Raw genomic sequence first — 16286 nt, 5'->3', positions numbered from 1 at the left:
ATCTTGAGATGCTCGAACGGCGTGACGTCGTCTACGAAAGCGGCGCCGCTGCGGTCCCAGCGCGGCACGCGGCCGGCGAAGCGGTTCTCGATCACCCATTGCCGAAAGCGCTCGCCGACGACGACGGCGCTGTCGCGATAGCCGAAGCGCTGCTCGACCGTCTCGATATCGTTCTCGGTCGTTGCAGGCGCGATGCGGTCGACCATGGCCGAGGGGAAGGCGACGTTGGCTGCGATCCAGTCCGCCAAGCCGTTGCCGCGCCGCTCGGCGAATGTCCCCACGACATTGCCGAGGATAGTGCCGTTGGCCGGGATGTTGTCGCAGGAAAGCAGCGTCACCGGGCGGCCATGCGAGCCCATGCGCAGCTCAAGCGCTCGTGCCAGGATGCCGGGCACGCTGCGCGGGGCCTCAGGGTTGGCGAGGTCGTGGACAATGTCGGGATGGTCTAGGTCGAGCGCGCCGCTCGACGGGATGTGGCAATAGCCCTTTTCGGTCACCGTCATCGTGATCATCTCGATTTCGGGTGAGGCGAGCACCTCGAGTGCGGGCGCGGCGCTGTGCTGGCTGTCGACCACACCGACGATGCTGCCGATGACGCGGGCCTCGACCTCGTTGTTCTGACGGATGAGCCGCGTATAGAGGCCGTCCTGCCGGCCGAGCGTCGCGGCGAGCACGGGAGGCCGGATGTTGATGCCGACGAGCCCCCAGCGATCGAAATCATCCGCCAGGAGGTCATCCGTGTATTCGGCCTGGTGGCAGCGGTGAAAGGCGCCGACGCCGATATGGGCAATGCCCGGCTGCAGCGCCGAGCGAGCGTAAGCCGGTTTGCGGACTTCAGGCGGCAGGCCGCCGAGCAGGGCGGGGCCGAGATTGGCGGAGGGTGAGATGCTCACCGGTTCGCTCCGATCACCCATTGCTCCTGGTCGATCAGCGCGCCGGTCATCGGCCCGGCCGCGTCGGAAAGCAGGAAGACGGCGAGGTTCGCTACGTCGGTAACGGAGAGTAGCCGGCCGAAGGGCTGCGCGGCATTGGCCGCGTCTAGCCAGCCCGGGCCGTGGCCGAGCGTTTCGGCCTGCATGACGCGTTCGGCGGGCGTGTCGGTCCAGCCGACATTGATGCCGTTGACGCGGATGCGATCGAAGCGGTGCGCGTTGGCGGCATTCTTGGTCAGCGTCGCCAGGGCGCCCTTGGTGGCGGAATAGACGGCGAGATCCGGGGCGCCGCAATGCGCATTGATCGACAGGATGTTGACGACGGCGCCGCCTTGTCCGCGCTTTTTCATGTCGGCGATCGCCGCCTGCATCAGGAAGAAAGGCGCACGCGCATTGACGGCGAACAATGATGTCCAGTCGTCGAGGCCGGCATCGACGAAGGAGGCCCGGTCGGTCAGAGCCCCTGCATTGACCAGCCCGTCGATGCGGCCGAAGCGCTCGGTGCATGCGGCGGCGAGCAGGGCCGGAGTCTCCGGGACGCCGAGGTCGGCTGCCAGGAAAGCGGACGGCGCCCCGATCGCCGACAGTTCCGCCGCGACCGCGTCGCCGCGCTGCCGGTTGCGGCCGGTGATCAGCAAACCTTCGGCGCCGGAACGGGCGGCCGTCCAGGCAATCGCGCGGCCGATGCCTTGGGTCGAACCGGTGATCAACAAGACCTTGCCGTCGAGCCGAACCTCCATTCCTCCTCCTGGAACAAAGTTTCTATTTTCTCGAATATGGAACGACAGTTCCTTGCAGTCAACTGCGCCGATCAACCTGTCCGCCGCGCGACGACGCCGTGGACCAAAGCCATGCCGACGGCGAGCGAAGCGGCGAGCGAGCGGAAGCCTGCGAAGTCCTGTTCCACCACTTCCAGCCAGGTGTCGGAGAGTTTCACCAGCGGTGAGAAGGTGCTGTCGGTGATGGCGACGATGCGTGCTCCGCGATCATGGGCGAGGGCGACCAGGTCTGGCGTAATCGAGTTGTAAGGGCTGAAGGAAACGGCGAGCACCGCGTCGCGCTGGCTTATGCAGCCGACCTGATCGAGCGCGGTCGAGCCGACATTGTCGACCAACACGTTGCGCACGCCCTGTTGCGACAGCGTCAGCGACAGATAGGTGGTGACCGGGAAAGCGCACTTGCTGCCGATGACATAGATCAGCTCGGCTCCCGCCAGCAGGTCGGCCATCTTCTCGAAGCTGTCGGTGTCGACACCATTGCCGATGCGGTTGAGCGAAGCCTGCGAGGCGCCGACCATGCCGTTGAGGAAATGCAAGTCGGCGTGGGGTTCGGCTGCTGCCGGTTCCTTGTTGTCGCGCGTGCGTCCTTCCGGCCAGGAGCCTTTCAAATGGTCCTTGAACAGGCCCTGGAAGTCGGAAAAGCCGGCATAGCCGAAGATCTGCGCGAAGCGTACCAGCGTCGAGGGCTGCACGCCTGCCTGCGCCGCCACCTGGGCGATGGTGCCGAGCGCAACGTCGCTGGGATGCTGCCATAGGAAGATGGCGACCTGGCGCATCCTTTTCGGGAAATGCACGGTGCCGGAAGAGAGCACCGCGCGCAGCTCCTCATAGGTTTGTGGTTTCGTGTAGCCAAGTGCCGCCAGCGAACGGCCGCGTTTGCGGGGAACGCGCTCGCCGGGTGAGGTTCGTGCGCCGCTCATCAGATGCACCGGATTCGAGCTGTTGTACCTGAGGCGCCCCCAACTTGCGGTGAAGATCGCCAGTCGCCGACGGTTGGAAAAAGGGGAGAATTCAAAACCTGAAGCGATTGTCTTGCTTCCATCGCCTCGACAAGCCGGCGGGTAGCCATGCGACGCTTCACCATCCGAACCCTCCTCCACCGGTCTCGCACAAGGCTAGTGCGGCACGATCGTTTTACAAAACAAAATTTGGAAAGCCTGTTCGAAATTGGCGGGGCGCCCCCTATAGTCCCAGCGCTGGACGGCATCCGGGAGGACTCGAACCATGGTCTACGCAACCGCTGACGGAACCTTACGCAAACGCCTGACGGTCGGCATGGTTGGAGGCGGCCGCAACGCCTTCATCGGCGCGGTTCATCGGTTGGCCATACGGCTCGACGACCAAATCGCGCTGGTGGCGGGTGCGCTGTCTTCGGATGCCGAAAACGCCGCGGCATCGGCCGCCGAGATCGGCATCGCGCCGAAGCGCAGCTATGCTGACTACCATGCGATGGCAAAGGCCGAAGCGGCGCGGACGGACGGCATCGAGGCGGTGGTCATCGTCACGCCCACCCATCTGCGTGCGCCGATCGCCACTGCTTTTCTGGAAGCCGGCATCGACGTCATCTGCGACAAGCCGCTGTCGACGACGCTTGCCGAAGCTGAGGCGTTGGTGGCGCTGACGAAAGCCAAGAAGCGCCGCTTCCTCGTCACATTGAACAACACCGGTTACGCCATGGCGCGGCAGGCGCGCGAAATGGTGGCAGCGGGCGAACTCGGCCGCATCGTGTCGGTGCACGGCGCTTACATCCAGGACTGGCTGACGCAGCCGATCGACGCGCAAGGCCAGAAGCAGGCCGAATGGCGCACCGACCCTGCGCGCGCGGGGCAATCGGCGGTGCTTGCCGACATCGGCGTGCACGCCTTCAACCTGGCGAGCTTCATCTCTGGCTTCGAGGCTTACGCCGTATCGGCGGACCTTTTACCTCCGTGCCAGGTCGTCGCCTCGACGACAACGCGCATGTCCTGGTGCGCTGGACCGGCGGGGCGCGCGGCACCATCCTCGCCAGCCAGACTTCGCCCGGCCACTACAACGATCTCTCGGTGCACATCTATGGCGACCGGGCCGGGCTCGAATGGTCGGGCACGCGGCCGGAGGAACTGCGCCTTGCGCCGTATGGCGAGGAGGCACGCACGCTGGTGCGCGGCGGCCACGGCTCGACGGCGGAAGCCCGGCGCGTCTCGCGCATGCCGGCGGCGCATCCCGAGGGCTATATCGAGGCCTTCGCCAATTTCTACCGCGATGCCGCCGACATCATCCGCGCGCATCGAGCGGGCACTGCGGTCGATGTTGGGCGCGCGGCGCAGGTACCGGACGTCGTCGACGGCGCTCGTGGTGTGAAGTTCGTGGCGGCGGCAGTGGAGTCGAACACGGCTGGAGGAGCCTGGACGCCGGCGCGGTTTGAATAGACGCCGGCTTGGTGCTTTGAATCGTTCAATCCGCTTTACAATGCGGGGCGGCGCGACCGGCCGACGTGTGGCCAATCAGCCGAGCGGCCGAGGTCGGCCTCATCGATGATGTCCCGCACCGATATGGCCTCGTGGCCCTGCACCGAGCGCACCCGAGTGCTTGGGAGGCACGTCGTTCTCATCCGGATTGGGAACGGGTTCCTCGTCCGGCAGCCTCTCCGGATCTGGTTCGCGCATCGGTTTTGGGTCGGGAAACGGCGGCGGCGTGGGGACCGGCGTTGGCGTGGGGTCGGGAGTGGGGAGAATAGCCATAAGGTGGTCCCTCGTTGCGCTGGCAGAGCAGTCCGCGAGATGCGGTTTGGGCAACCGGTATCTGCCCGACCAGAACATGATGGGTAGAGCCGCCTCATCCGACGCTTCATCGACACCTGATCACCGGCGGCTGACGCATGGCAGAACGGCCTCGACCGGGGATGGTTCCACAGCGATCCCGCCGCGCTTCGGCGGGGTCGGACACGAATGACGATCAAATGATTTCCCGTCGCCCATTTCGCCCTTGCCGGCGCCATGCAGCGCCTTAGTTCCGTTTGCGGGGCGGGTGATCATCTGCCGACATAGGAGGCGGCCTTGAAGCACCAAACCGTAGACCAACTCAATGCCGTTGCCGACGTTCATGCTGAAGCAGCGGTTCTCATCGCCAGTCGTGGCCAACGCCTCGAACGCTGGGCGCAACTTCTCGAGCAGGATCCCGGCCGGCGCCTTATGGCGCTTGCGGGCACCGAATACGCCACACCCGACGTGCGCGAAAAGATGCGTTCCACCGGATCGCCGATTACTGTCGCCTTCGAAGACCCGATCTTTCGTGCTCAGGGCCTGAAGGACGACACCTACGGCGAAGCAAAGCGCTTCTTCGAACTCAGCGACTGGCAACTGCACGAGGTCGTCTGCCATTGCCATGTCGGCGCCAATCTGCCGGCACGCTGGGCGGCGTCCCGCGTTCGCGCGGCCATCTCTCCAGGCTCGGGCATTCTTGCCTGGCTGAGATCGGTGTTCATGCACTAAGACGACTGCCGCGGTTCCAAGAACCGCGGCAAGTTCAATCCTTATCGGAGACGGAGGGGAGTTGTCCCCAGCCGTCGGTAGCTAGAGCGATTCACCGTTTTGCGAGAACGTCGAACCGCTCTATCTTTTTGCTTTCGCTCATTCTGCTGTTGATGCAATTCCCCGCGCGAAGTTGGGACTGTGTCTGGAATTTGCTCTTAGGGCTGCCCGCGCCGTACCTCCACTCAGCGATCGATCTCTCCGAACACGATATCCAGCGATCCGATGATGGCCGCGACATCGGCGATCATGTGCCCGCGCGACAGGAAGTCCATCGCCTGAAGGTGGGCGAAAGACGACGCACGTATCTTGCAGCGGTACGGAACATTGCTGCCGTCAGAGACAAGATAGACGCCGAATTCGCCTTTGGGCGCCTCCACCGCGGCGTAGACCTCGCCCTGCGGCACATGATGGCCTTCGGTGTAGAGCTTGAAATGGTGGATCGTCGCCTCCATGGAACGCTTCATGGTGGCGCGCGGCGGCGGCGTGATCTTCTGGTTCGGTACGGCGACCGGGCCGTGCCCGTCGGGCAAGCGCAGCTTCTCCAGACATTGCCTCATGATCCTAACCGACTGCCGCATCTCCTCCATGCGCACGAGATAGCGGTCGTAGCAGTCGCCGTGCTTGCCGACCGGAATGTCGAAATCCATTTCGGGATAGCATTCATAGGGTTGCGCCTTGCGCAAATCCCAGGCCGCGCCCGAGCCGCGCACCATCGGGCCGGAGAAACCCCAGGCCCAGGCATCGTCCTGTCCGATCACGCCGACGTCGACATTGCGCTGCTTGAAGATACGGTTTTCGGTCAGGAGTTCATCGAGATTGCTCAATGTTCCCAGGAAGGGATCACAGAAATTCCAGATGTCGTCTAGCAACTCTCCCGGCAGATCCTGATGCACGCCGCCGATCCTGAAATAGTTGGCATGCATACGCGCGCCCGACGCGCGCTCATAAAAGACCATCAGCCTCTCCCGCTCGGCGAAGCCCCAGAGCGGCGGCGTCAGCGCGCCGATATCCATCGCCTGCGTGGTGACGTTGAGCAGGTGCGACAACAGCCGGCCGATCTCGCAAAACAGGACGCGGATAAGCTGTCCGCGCCGGGGAACCGATATTTCGAGCAGCTTCTCGGCGGCGAGGCAGAAGGCATGCTCCTGGTTCATCGGCGCCACATAGTCGAGCCGGTCGAAATAGGGCAGGGCCTGCAGATAGTTCTTGTATTCGATCAGCTTCTCGGTGCCGCGGTGGAGTAGGCCGATATGCGGATCGGCGCGGTCGACGATCTCACCGTCGAGTTGCAGCACCAGCCTGAGCACGCCATGCGCCGAGGGGTGCTGCGGTCCGAAGTTGAGCGTGAAGTTGCGAATTGCGGTTTCGGCCATGGCGGCCTCTTCGCGGACTCTCGTTTTGTTTGGCGCGCGGCGGCGCCGATCATGTCGTGGTCTGGATGATCAGCGTCAGCGTGCCGTCGCCATCGATGTTGGCGGCGACGACCTGCGAGGAATTCAGCCCGTTCGCATGCAGCACCGATACCGCCTCGGGCGAGGCATCGATCGATTTCTGCAGCCTGGCCAGGTCCGTGGCGGTTGTCCTGGTGACCACGGCTTCGGCCTGGACCTTGATCTCCGCGGGCAGGTCCTCCATCGCCACCACCACGACGTTGATAACGGTCTGGCCGGAACTTCCCGGATCGGGTTGCACCTGGTCGAGCCGAGGTTGTTCAGCCGGGGGCAGAACCTGGGGCGGTTGCGGATCGGCGTGTTGAGCCGAGACCGGCTGCGCCAGGGCAAGGGTCGAAAGAGCGAGCATCATCAATGTCCGCATCGTCTTTCCTTCCATGTATCGAAGTCTGACGACACAACCCCTCCGCCCGGCGATGGTTCCGGCCCAAGAGGGCAAGTGACGGTGAATGTTGGCGGGCGACGGCTGGATATCTCACACAGCCAAAACTGACAGCGCAGCAGCCTGCAGGCGTTCGAACGCGGCAAAGCGCCTGTCGTGGCAGGCAGCGAGCGCGGCGTTCGGCGAATAGACCTCGCCCACCTCCGACATCGCCGCCATGGCCGCGCGAAGGTCGGAGTGGCGCCCGGCGGCCACCGCGCCGAGCATCGCTGAGCCGAGCAGCACCGGCTCGGGGGACGTTGGCGCGTAGACCACCTTGCCGGTGGAGTCGGCGATGAGCTGCCGCACGAGCGGGCTCTGCCCTGCGCCGCCGCTGATGGCGATCGTGTCGATCTTGATGCCGCGGCCATGCATGGCCGCCAGGATCTGGCGGGCGCCATAGCCGAGGCCGCAGAGGCCGGCGACATAGAGCGCGACGAGACTGTCGGCCCCGGTCGCCATGTCCAAGCCGGCGACCAGTCCGCGCGCGTCGGGATTGGCCAAGGGGGCACGATTGCCTAGAAATTCGGGAACGACATGCAGGCCGCCGACCAGTCTGTCCGCCTTCGCCGCACCGCCATGCCGCTCCGCCTCCTGCGCCAGCCACTGGCTGAGGTTCTGGCCGCCTCGCGCCGCGATCCCCGCCAGCTCGACGGCGGCGGGGTGCATGCCGACCAGGCGATCGATGGCGGCGCCCGCGGCCGACTGGCCACCTTCGTTCAGCCACAGCCCGGGCACCATAGCGGAGAAATAGGGCCCCCACACGCCCGGCACGAAAGCCGCCTGCTCGGTCGTCGTCATGGTGCAGGCCGAGGTGCCGAAGACATAGGCCATGCGCGTGGTCACATCGCCGGCGCCGCCGTGCGCGCCGACCGAGCCGATGCCGCCGGCATGGGCATCGATCATTCCGGCGGCGACCGGCGTTCCGGGCAAAAGGCCAAGCTCGGCCGCCGCCTCGCTCGTCAAGCCGTTGGGGAGCGCGCTCCCCGGCGCCACGACCTCGGTGCCGATCCGGGCAAATTTCTCATCCGCGAGCGCGCCGAGCCCGACCTTGCGAAAATAGCCATCATCCCAGCGTGCCTCATGCGCGAGATAGGTCCACTTGCAAGTCACCGTGCAGGTCGAGCGCGCCAGGCTGCCGGTCGCACGCCAGGTGAGGAAATCGGCGAGATCCATGAACTGCCATGCCGCGGCGAAGGTCCGCGGCATGTTCTCGGCGAGCCATAAGAGCTTCGGGGTTTCCATCTCGGGCGAGATTGTGCCGCCGACATAGCGCAGCACGTCCTCGCCGGTGCCGTTGATCCTGCGCGCCTGCTCGGTGGCGCGGTGGTCCATCCAGACGATGATGTTGCGCTCGGGATCCCCTGACGGGCTGACCGTCAGCGGCTCGCCACCCGGCCCCAGAACGACAAGCGAGCAGGTGGCGTCGAAGCCGATGCCATGCACCGACTGCGCCGAGATGCCGGCAAGCGACACCGCCTCGCGGACGGTCGTAGCAACGGCGCGCCAGATGTCATTACTCGATTGCTCGACGATATGGCCTTCGGCATGCCAGGTGGCGATGTCGGCCTTGGCGGACGCAAGCATGGCGCCCGCTTCGTCGAAGACGCCCGCGCGGGCACTGCCGGTGCCGATGTCGATGCCGATGAAATGACTGCTCATAACTTCAGATCCTTCGCCCGATCCGTTCGGTTGCTATAGGTCATTGCTTTGCGGCAGGATGACAAGGTCGCGGACGGTGATGTCACCTTCGTTCCCTATCGGTGTTGCCGTTCCGGCTAGCGGCGCAGGCAAAGCTTTGCCTTGCCGCGCACGTTTGCCCATGCCAATTCGACGCCGCTGCTTGTCGTGCCGGCTGGCTAGGCCGCTTTCGCCCGGTTGATGTTGTGCAGTGTCAGCCGCCGGAAATGCGAGGGCGTCATGCCCTTTTCGGCGAGAAACTGCCGGTTGAAGTTGGAAAGGGTGTTGTAGCCGACCTCGAAGCAGATGCTGGTGATCGAAGCCTGCTCGTCGCTCATCAGCATCTGGCAGGCCAGGTTGATACGCAGCCGCTTCACATACTGAACCAGCGTCATACCGGTGTGCTGGCGGAAGGAGCGGGAGAATACACTGGGCGACTGGCCGGCGATGGCGGCCAGGTCCGTCTCGCTGAAGGGCTGGGTCAGGTTCTCGCGCAGATAGGCAAGCGCCTTGTTGATGCCGGCCGACATATAGCCCGACGGATCGGGCAGGTAGCTCGCGCTGGCCAGCATGCGCGCGCCTTCGGCGCGGCTGAGCAGACCCATTATCATCATGAACAGTTCGATGCGGCGCACGCCTTGCGAATTCATGATCTCTTCCATCAGCGGGCCAAGCTGCTTGCTGGTCTGGCGGCTGAACAGCACGCCGCGGCGCGAGGCTTCGAGCACCGGCGTCAGCGCCGCGAGCTCGGGGAAGGTGTTGATGGCGCCGTCGATAAAGCCTTCATTGAACTGGATGATGCGGCAGCGCAGCGGCACCGTCGCGTCCTTCGGCACATCGCTCACCCAGTTGTGCGGCAGGTTGGGGCCGGTCAGCACCAGATTGCCCGGCTCGAACTCGCCGATGAAGTCGCCGACGAAATAGCGGCCGCGGGTGGCGACGATGAGATGCAGTTCGTATTCCGGATGGAAATGCCAGCGCACCGTGCGGAACGGGTAACCGTGCGACCAGGCAGTGAAAGACTCGCCCGGCCTGATCTGCACAACTTCAAGATCGGGTTTCATCGCTGCTCCTCCCGTATTGAAGCCAAGGCGCGTCCCCTCTACGACGCGCCGTCCGGTTTCGGCCTCATGTCAGCCAAGCTACCGAGCCGACAAGATCTTCGCCACCATGTTCGCGTCACTCCATTGGTACTTTTTTGACTATTCTGAGCCTCCACGCCGCTGAGCGGCGCCTCAAACGACGCCGCGTTCCTCGCTCCTTATGCGGAAGGCATCGACGGCGATCGCAAGCAGGATCATCGCGCCGCCGATCATCTGAATGTAATAGGCCGAGACGTTGATGAGCTGCAGGCCGGTCTGGATGACGGTGATGAGCAGCGTGCCGCCGAGCATGCCGATGACGCGGCCGCGGCCGCCGAACAGCGAAACGCCGCCGATGACGGGTGCTGCCACGGCATAGAGCAGCGTCGTGCTGCCGACGGTCACGCTGACGCCGCCGAGATAGGAGGTGTAGAGGAAGCCGGCCACTCCAGCGAGGAAGCCGGAAGCGCTGAAGGCGCCGCGCCTCGCGCGCTTGACGTTGATGCCTGCGGCATTCGCCGCCCGGCGGTTGCCGCCGGTGGCATAGAGGTTGCGACCCCAGGCCGAATAAGCAAGCACGACATGCGCCAGGAGATAGGCGACGAAGAGGGCGATCGGCATTACCGGCCAGCTGCCGATGGTGGCGCTGCCAATGTAGCTGTAGCCTTCATCGGTCACCACCATGGTGCGGGCGTGGGTGGCGCCGAGCACCGCGCCTTGCAGAAAAAGCCCCATGGCCAGCGTCGCGATCAGCGAATTCATGCGCAAATAGGCGACGAAGTAGCCGTTGAGCAGACCGACGAGCACCCCGGCAACGATGGTGATGAGCACGGCCAGCGTCCAGTGGACGCCGAACTGCTGCATGGCATAGGCGCCGACCATGCTCGAGAAGACCAGATTGCCGACCACCGAGAGATCGATCTCGCCGACCAGAAGCGTGAAGGAGACCGCCAGCACTAGCACGCCCAGCGTGGTGGCCTGCACCAGCACGTTCTGCAGATTGCCTTCCGAAAGGAAGAAGGGATTGAGGAAGCCGGCGAGGATGCTGAACACGATGATCAGGATCCAGACCACATTGTCGAGAAGGAATTTCTTGCTGGTCATGTCTGATACTGCCCCTGTCATCGCGCCGCTCTCGCTTCGGCGATCGCATCGATGGTGATCTCGGCGCCGCGCAGCATTCGCGCGATTCGACCCTTGGAGAAGATCACCACGCGGTCGACGAGGCGCTGCATCTCTTCCGGGTCCTGCGCGAGCAGAAGCACGCTAACGCCCGCCTTCGTCGCACCGTCGATCAGGCGGTGGATCTGCTCCTTGGCGGCGACATCGACGCCGACGGTCGGTTCGTCGAGCAGAAGCAATCTCGGCTTGCGTTCCAGCAGCCGGCCAAGCAGCACCTTCTGCTGGTTGCCGCCAGACAACTCGCCGATCTCCTGGGCGCCGCTGCCCATGACGATCTCCATGGCGCCGCGCGCCTCGCGCATGCGGCGGTTCATGCCGGCGCCGCTCACCAGCCAGCCGAGCGATAGCGGCCAATTGCCGAGGTTGAGGTTCTCGGTCACCGACATCGAGCCGACCAGGCCTTCGCCGATGCGGTCATGGGTGAGGTAGGCAATGCCCGAGCCGAGGCTCTGCCCCGGCGAGCCGAGACGCGCTTCCCGGCCATCGATCAGGACGGCACCGGCCTCGATTGGCAGCAGGCCGCCCAGCGCCCGCATCAATTCCTGCGGCCCTTCGCCGAGCAGGCCGACGAGGCCGACGATCTCGCCGTGGCCGATCGCAAGATCGACCGGGCCGCCGCCGGAAAAGGATAGCCCGCTGAGCTCGATGGCCGCGCCATGATCCTTGCGGGCGCGGTGGAATTCGGCGACGTCGGCGCCGGTGATGACGCGCGCCATGGCCTCGGCCGAAAGCTCCGCCGCTTTGCCGCTGGCGGTCACCTTGCCGTCGCGCAGCACCGTGTATTCCGAACAGAGCTGGCGCACCTCGTCGTTGTGGTGCGAGATGTAGATGAAAGACGTGCCCCGTTGGGTGAGGCTCTCGACCCATTCCAGCAGATGCAGCCGCTCGGCCGCCGCAAGGCCTGCGGTCGGCTCGTCGAGGATGATCAGCGAGGCTTCGGCCGCGACCGCCTTGATGATGGCGAGCCTGCGCCTGTCGCTGGCGCCGAGGTCGCCGGCGCGCCGCCTCGGGTCGACCGGCATGCCATGGCTTTCGAGCTGGCGCGCCGCCAGGCGGCGGAGCGCGGGCCAGTCGGTCAGGCCGTAGCGTCTCGGCAGATCCGGCAGCAGAAGGTTCTCGCCGATCGAAAGGTCTTCGAAGATCTCCGAATGCTGCGACAGAAGGTGGAGTCCGCGCTTCTTGCGCGCCGTCAACGGCAGAGCCGACACGTCCTCCCCATTCAACAGGATGGTGCCACTGTCGAGGCGCAACAGGCCGGCGATGATGTTGGATAGCGTCGATTTGCCGGCGCCGTTCTTGCCGAGCAGGCCATGGATCGCGCCCCGCGACACGCTCAGCGAGACGCCGTCCAACACCGCAAGCGGGCCGAAGCGCTTGAAGACATTGTCGACGGTCAGAACAGCGTTGGCACCGTCCTGCGCAAGGCTATCGGGCACGATTGTGCCGTCGGCGTTGACCATTGGGATAACCGGCAATCTCGAAATGAGGTGAGAACGCGATGGGCGCGTTCTCACCCGCCTCGTCGGCTGCGATCTCAGCCGGCGTTCTGCTGCATCTTCCACACCTGGGTCACGACATTGGCCCAGTGGCGCGGGTCGTCGGCATTTTCCTTGGTGAGGAAGTAGGGCGGGATGGTGAGCAGCGGGCCGGACGGGCTGTCGGCGATCGTGCCCTTCTCCCAAAAATACTTCTTGTTTGCGTAAGGTCCGATCGGAACCGGCTTGCCCTTCAGCGTGTACTCTTCCAGCAGGTCGACGACGATCTCGACATAGGCGATCGGGTCCTGCGCGATGTCGGCGTCGATCTCACCCGCCTTCACCCATTCCAGCGCATTCGGCGAGGCATCGATGCTGGTCAGGATGATGTGCTTCTCATGGCCGACCGGGAACAGCCGTTTCTGCGTTTCGAGCGCCTTGCGGGCATCAACGACGAAGATGTCGGTCGGCATGTGGATGGCGTCGAGGTCCGGCCGCTCGCGCAGCGTCGCCGAGACCACGGCGAGCGCCTGCTCATGCTGGTTGTTCTGCGGCCGCGAGATGATCTCGATGTCGGGATATTTGCTCTTAAGCGTGTCCTCGAAACCGTCTTTGCGATCGCGCAGCGCCACCGCGGTCAGCGAGCCGTAATTGTTGAGCACGCTGCCCTTCGGCGAGCCGTGCTTCTTGGTGAGCAGCTCGGCGGTCTTCTCCGCCGCCATGACGCCCGACTGCTTGTTGTCGAAGGTCACCGAAGCGGCTACCTCTCCGCCGGTAAGCACGGTGTCGACCATGCCGAGCGGCACGCCGAGCGACTTCGCCTTCTTGCTCAGTGGGATGAGCAGCTCCGAATCCAGCGCGTCGGAAATGAGGTAGCGCGGCTTCTGCAAGAGCAGGCTGTTCCAGTCGTTGACCTGCGCGTTGGCATCGCCATTGGCGTCCTTGCCGACGAATTCCAGGCCGAGGCCTTCGACCTTGCGCTTCAGCGCCTCCTGCAGCACGACGAAGAAGAAGAAGCCGAGATAGCCGGTCTCCCAAGCCACAACCTTGGAGGTCGTGCCTTGCGCCGCGGCGCGCTCGCCGCCCGCCAGCAACAGGCCGCCGGCAGTGGCTGCCGCGCCCTGCAAAAGCGCGCGGCGGTTCAATGTTAAGCTCTTGGTCTCGCAACCCATGTCTCGCTCCCTGAAATGGTTGGAATCTTTGCCGGTAGAGCTTTCCACCAAGCCCGCCCGGCGGGGCACTCAGCCCCAAACATCCCCCGGAACGTTTCCTCCCCCGGACGATCTGATCAGGCTAGGCGCGCGCTATCCGGCCAGCCACCACGTTCCGGGGCGGGTGTTAGTACTTTTTTGATTCCGCTAGTGAAAGCCGAGGCCGCGATTACGACTGCGCTACAACATGCTCGACCTCCGGCGCGTTGCATTCGGAGTCAAAAATCTATGTGTCGCGGAAAGCGCAACCGGTAGCTCGCGCCGCAAGCCGCGGCTATCTGTCTGGCGGAGGGCCGCGCGTCGAAACCGAAGGGATGGAGAGAATGAAGCACTGGATCGGAACCTGGAGCGCAAGCCCGATGAACGTCTGGCCGGGAGACGCCGTGCTCTATGGCTTCCACCGGCAGACGGTACGCCAAGTCGTGCGCGTCAGCACCGGCGGTGAGAGGTTGCGATTGAGGCTGTCCAACGAATATGGCGCCTCGCCGATTCGGATCGGCGCCGCGACCGTCGCGCTTGCCGCGAAAGACGGCGCGGTCGACGCCGGCAGCATCCGGCAGGTGACGTTCGGCGGCGAACGGCAGACCGATCTAGCGCCCGGCGCGCCGCTGCTCAGCGATGTTGTGGACCTAGCGGTTCCCGATCTCGGGCAGATCGCGATCAGCCTCTATTTCCCCGATTTCGCTCCGATCGAGACCTATCACTACGAGGCGCAGCAGACCGCCTACATCTCCGAAATCGGCGACTTCGCCGGCGCAGCCGAACTGCCGGTGCAGCAGACCTCGACCAGCCGCTATTTCCTCAGCGCCGTGCTGGTCGAGAGCGGGCCGGACAGTGGCTCTCTGGTTTGTCTCGGCGATTCCATCACCGACGGCTTCGGCTCGACCGTCGACGGCAATGCGCGCTGGCCGGACCGGCTGGCGGAGCGGTTTGCGAAAAGCGGCCGGCTGTCAGGCATCGGCGTCCTCAACCAGGGGATCGGCGGCAACCGCGTGCTTGCCAGCCGCGCCCGCGGCGCCAACGCGCTCGCCCGCTTCGACCGCGACGTTCTGGGCTTTCCCAACGTCCGATGGGTCTCGGTGCTGGAAGGCATCAACGACATCGGCTGGCCGGAAACCATGCTTGCCGGCCGTCAGGAGGCCGTCGCCGTCGAAAGCCTGATCGCGGCTTACCGGCAATTGATCGCACGCGCCCGCCTCAACGGCATCAAGGTGCTGCTTGGCACGCTGCCGCCCTTCGGTGGCGCCTTCGAAGGCCAGCCGCTCAGAACCTTCTACTCTGCGACCAAGGAGCGCGACCGCGAGGCGGTGAACGCCTGGATCAGGACATCGGGCGAAGCCGATGCCGTCGTCGATTTCGAGCGTGCGCTGGCCGATCCCGCCAACCCGTCGAGGCTGCTCGCCGCCTTCGATTGCGGCGACGGCCTGCATCCGTCCGACGGCGGCTATGCCGAGATGGCTAGGCTGTTCGAGGAAGCTTTCGAGAGCTTGCTTCGCGGCCAATAGGATTACCTGGTTCTGCGAGTGGCGGCTGCTGCCCGCGCCGGCGCCTTCTGGATGTTGGCGGCGCTGCCCATGTCACCATTCTTGGTGCGACCCGCCCCGGTCGTGCTCCAATATCGGCGCCCGTCGTCGGGTGCAATTCGGCGAAAACACGGATGGCCAACCTCAGAACAGGACGACGAGCACTTAGCATAATGGACCTGACAGAAGAGCTCAGCTGTCCAGGAACAAACTGCAAGTCTTTCCGGTTTGGTGACCGAACCGATTGCGGTCACGAAAATGGTTGGACATAGAAGACATAATAATGAGCAGATTGCGCAGCTACTGAGGCGCCAGTTTTCCAGTGAGATAATGAGGCGCCATCTGCGTGCACTTCCGCTGTTTCGGACCGAGAGGTGGCTCCCTGACCGGCTTGCCGGGTTGATGGAGGTTTTAAAGCGAAGTGAGGGTCGAGGACGACGGCGTTGATTCTTGCTTCTGGCCTGAAGCGTCGACGTCAGGCTGGACGCAAAGGTCGTCTTTCGATCCCAATGGAGAAGAGATGGTGAGCAATGCGGCCGCTCAATAAGGCGTTGCTTGGGGCTGTGGCAGGCGTCGCGGCGACCATGGCGATGACATCAACGATGAGGCGCCTGCACGCAGTCCTGCCCGACGACGAGCGCTATCCGCTCCCGCCTCGCGAGATCGTCGACCGCACTTTTCCAGCTGTTGACGAGCGCGAAGCACGTTCAAGAACACTGCTTGCGCATTTCGGGTTTGGCGGTCTCACCGGTGCTTTGTTTGCCCTGCTGCCCACCACTCGAGGGAGCGGGATCGCCTATGGTTTATGCATCTGGGCGCTGAGCTATCTCGGTTGGATTCCCGCCGCCCGCATTCTGACCCCGGCGCACCGTCACCCCATCAGGAGAAACATGCTGATGATTGCAGCTCATGTCGTTTGGGGCCTGACGCTTTCGAGATCACTGAGAGAAATGGAACGCGCCGCCATCGAGGCGTTCGACCAGCAAGCCGAGAGGAGAAGCCGGTGACCGGGCGGCGCGTTCTGCGGAACGATCCGAC

At 64.5% G+C, this 16286-nt stretch carries 13 protein-coding genes and 1 pseudogene; 4 read left to right on the top strand and 10 right to left on the bottom strand.

Annotated features, from left to right (window positions below; translation table 11 throughout):
* The 3 genes from EOA79_RS03545 to EOA79_RS03535 form a co-directional block, all read right to left on the bottom strand.
* Positions 1-893: mannitol dehydrogenase family protein (locus EOA79_RS03545; RefSeq protein ID WP_245489836.1), on the bottom strand; the 893-nt coding region annotated here is incomplete at its 3' end.
* On the bottom strand, positions 890-1672 hold the full coding sequence (locus EOA79_RS03540; RefSeq protein WP_095823471.1) for an SDR family oxidoreductase: 783 nt from the start codon (positions 1670-1672) through the stop codon (positions 890-892). The genes EOA79_RS03545 and EOA79_RS03540, both read right to left, overlap by 4 nt.
* Positions 1673-1743: 71 nt before the next feature.
* Positions 1744-2631 (bottom strand): MurR/RpiR family transcriptional regulator, encoded by an 888-nt coding sequence (locus tag EOA79_RS03535; protein ID WP_127334726.1) that lies wholly within the window; start codon positions 2629-2631, stop codon positions 1744-1746.
* 304 nt (positions 2632-2935) lie between these two features.
* Between EOA79_RS03535 and EOA79_RS03530 the strand changes: the two are divergent.
* Both EOA79_RS03530 and EOA79_RS03520 read left to right on the top strand, forming a co-directional pair.
* Positions 2936-4119 (top strand): annotated as a pseudogene (locus EOA79_RS03530) (Gfo/Idh/MocA family oxidoreductase).
* Positions 4120-4746: 627 nt separating this feature from the next.
* Entirely contained in the window at positions 4747-5181 is a 435-nt protein-coding gene (locus EOA79_RS03520; protein WP_067003930.1) for a hypothetical protein, read from the top strand.
* A gap of 224 nt (positions 5182-5405) precedes the next feature.
* Here EOA79_RS03520 and EOA79_RS03515 read toward each other — a convergent pair whose 3' ends face one another.
* From EOA79_RS03515 to EOA79_RS03485, 7 genes are all read right to left on the bottom strand, one after another.
* Positions 5406-6596, bottom strand: a complete 1191-nt coding sequence (locus EOA79_RS03515) for an NADH-quinone oxidoreductase subunit D (RefSeq protein ID WP_127334727.1) — start codon at positions 6594-6596, stop codon at positions 5406-5408.
* A gap of 49 nt (positions 6597-6645) precedes the next feature.
* Entirely contained in the window at positions 6646-7038 is a 393-nt protein-coding gene (locus EOA79_RS03510) for a hypothetical protein (RefSeq protein ID WP_095823594.1), read from the bottom strand.
* Positions 7039-7149: 111 nt separating this feature from the next.
* The gene (locus EOA79_RS03505; RefSeq protein ID WP_095823468.1) at positions 7150-8757 is read right to left on the bottom strand and encodes an FGGY-family carbohydrate kinase; all 1608 of its coding nucleotides are present in this window, start codon (positions 8755-8757) and stop codon (positions 7150-7152) included.
* 197 nt (positions 8758-8954) lie between these two features.
* Positions 8955-9839 (bottom strand): AraC family transcriptional regulator, encoded by an 885-nt coding sequence (locus EOA79_RS03500; RefSeq protein WP_095823467.1) that lies wholly within the window; start codon positions 9837-9839, stop codon positions 8955-8957.
* A 171-nt stretch (positions 9840-10010) separates the two neighbouring features.
* Positions 10011-10961: an ABC transporter permease gene (locus EOA79_RS03495; RefSeq protein WP_164748133.1), complete on the bottom strand. Its 951-nt coding sequence runs from the start codon at positions 10959-10961 to the stop codon at positions 10011-10013.
* Positions 10962-10978: 17 nt separating this feature from the next.
* Complete coding sequence (locus EOA79_RS03490; RefSeq protein ID WP_095823465.1) at positions 10979-12499, bottom strand: sugar ABC transporter ATP-binding protein; 1521 nt, start codon at positions 12497-12499, stop codon at positions 10979-10981.
* A 74-nt stretch (positions 12500-12573) separates the two neighbouring features.
* The gene (locus EOA79_RS03485; RefSeq protein ID WP_127334728.1) at positions 12574-13686 is read right to left on the bottom strand and encodes a sugar ABC transporter substrate-binding protein; all 1113 of its coding nucleotides are present in this window, start codon (positions 13684-13686) and stop codon (positions 12574-12576) included.
* A gap of 362 nt (positions 13687-14048) precedes the next feature.
* On the opposite strand from EOA79_RS03485, the gene EOA79_RS03480 reads away from it, so the two are divergent.
* Both EOA79_RS03480 and EOA79_RS03470 read left to right on the top strand, forming a co-directional pair.
* Positions 14049-15230, top strand: a complete 1182-nt coding sequence (locus EOA79_RS03480; protein WP_164747343.1) for an SGNH/GDSL hydrolase family protein — start codon at positions 14049-14051, stop codon at positions 15228-15230.
* A 548-nt stretch (positions 15231-15778) separates the two neighbouring features.
* Complete coding sequence (locus EOA79_RS03470; RefSeq protein WP_095800528.1) at positions 15779-16255, top strand: hypothetical protein; 477 nt, start codon at positions 15779-15781, stop codon at positions 16253-16255.
* The last annotated feature ends 31 nt before the right edge of the window (positions 16256-16286 follow it).

The organism is Mesorhizobium sp. M1A.F.Ca.IN.020.03.2.1 (assembly GCF_004023205.1).
Lineage (GTDB): Bacteria > Pseudomonadota > Alphaproteobacteria > Rhizobiales > Rhizobiaceae > Mesorhizobium.
The sequence above is the reverse complement of the archived record's forward strand: the minus strand, read 5'-3'. Positions and strand labels throughout refer to the sequence as shown.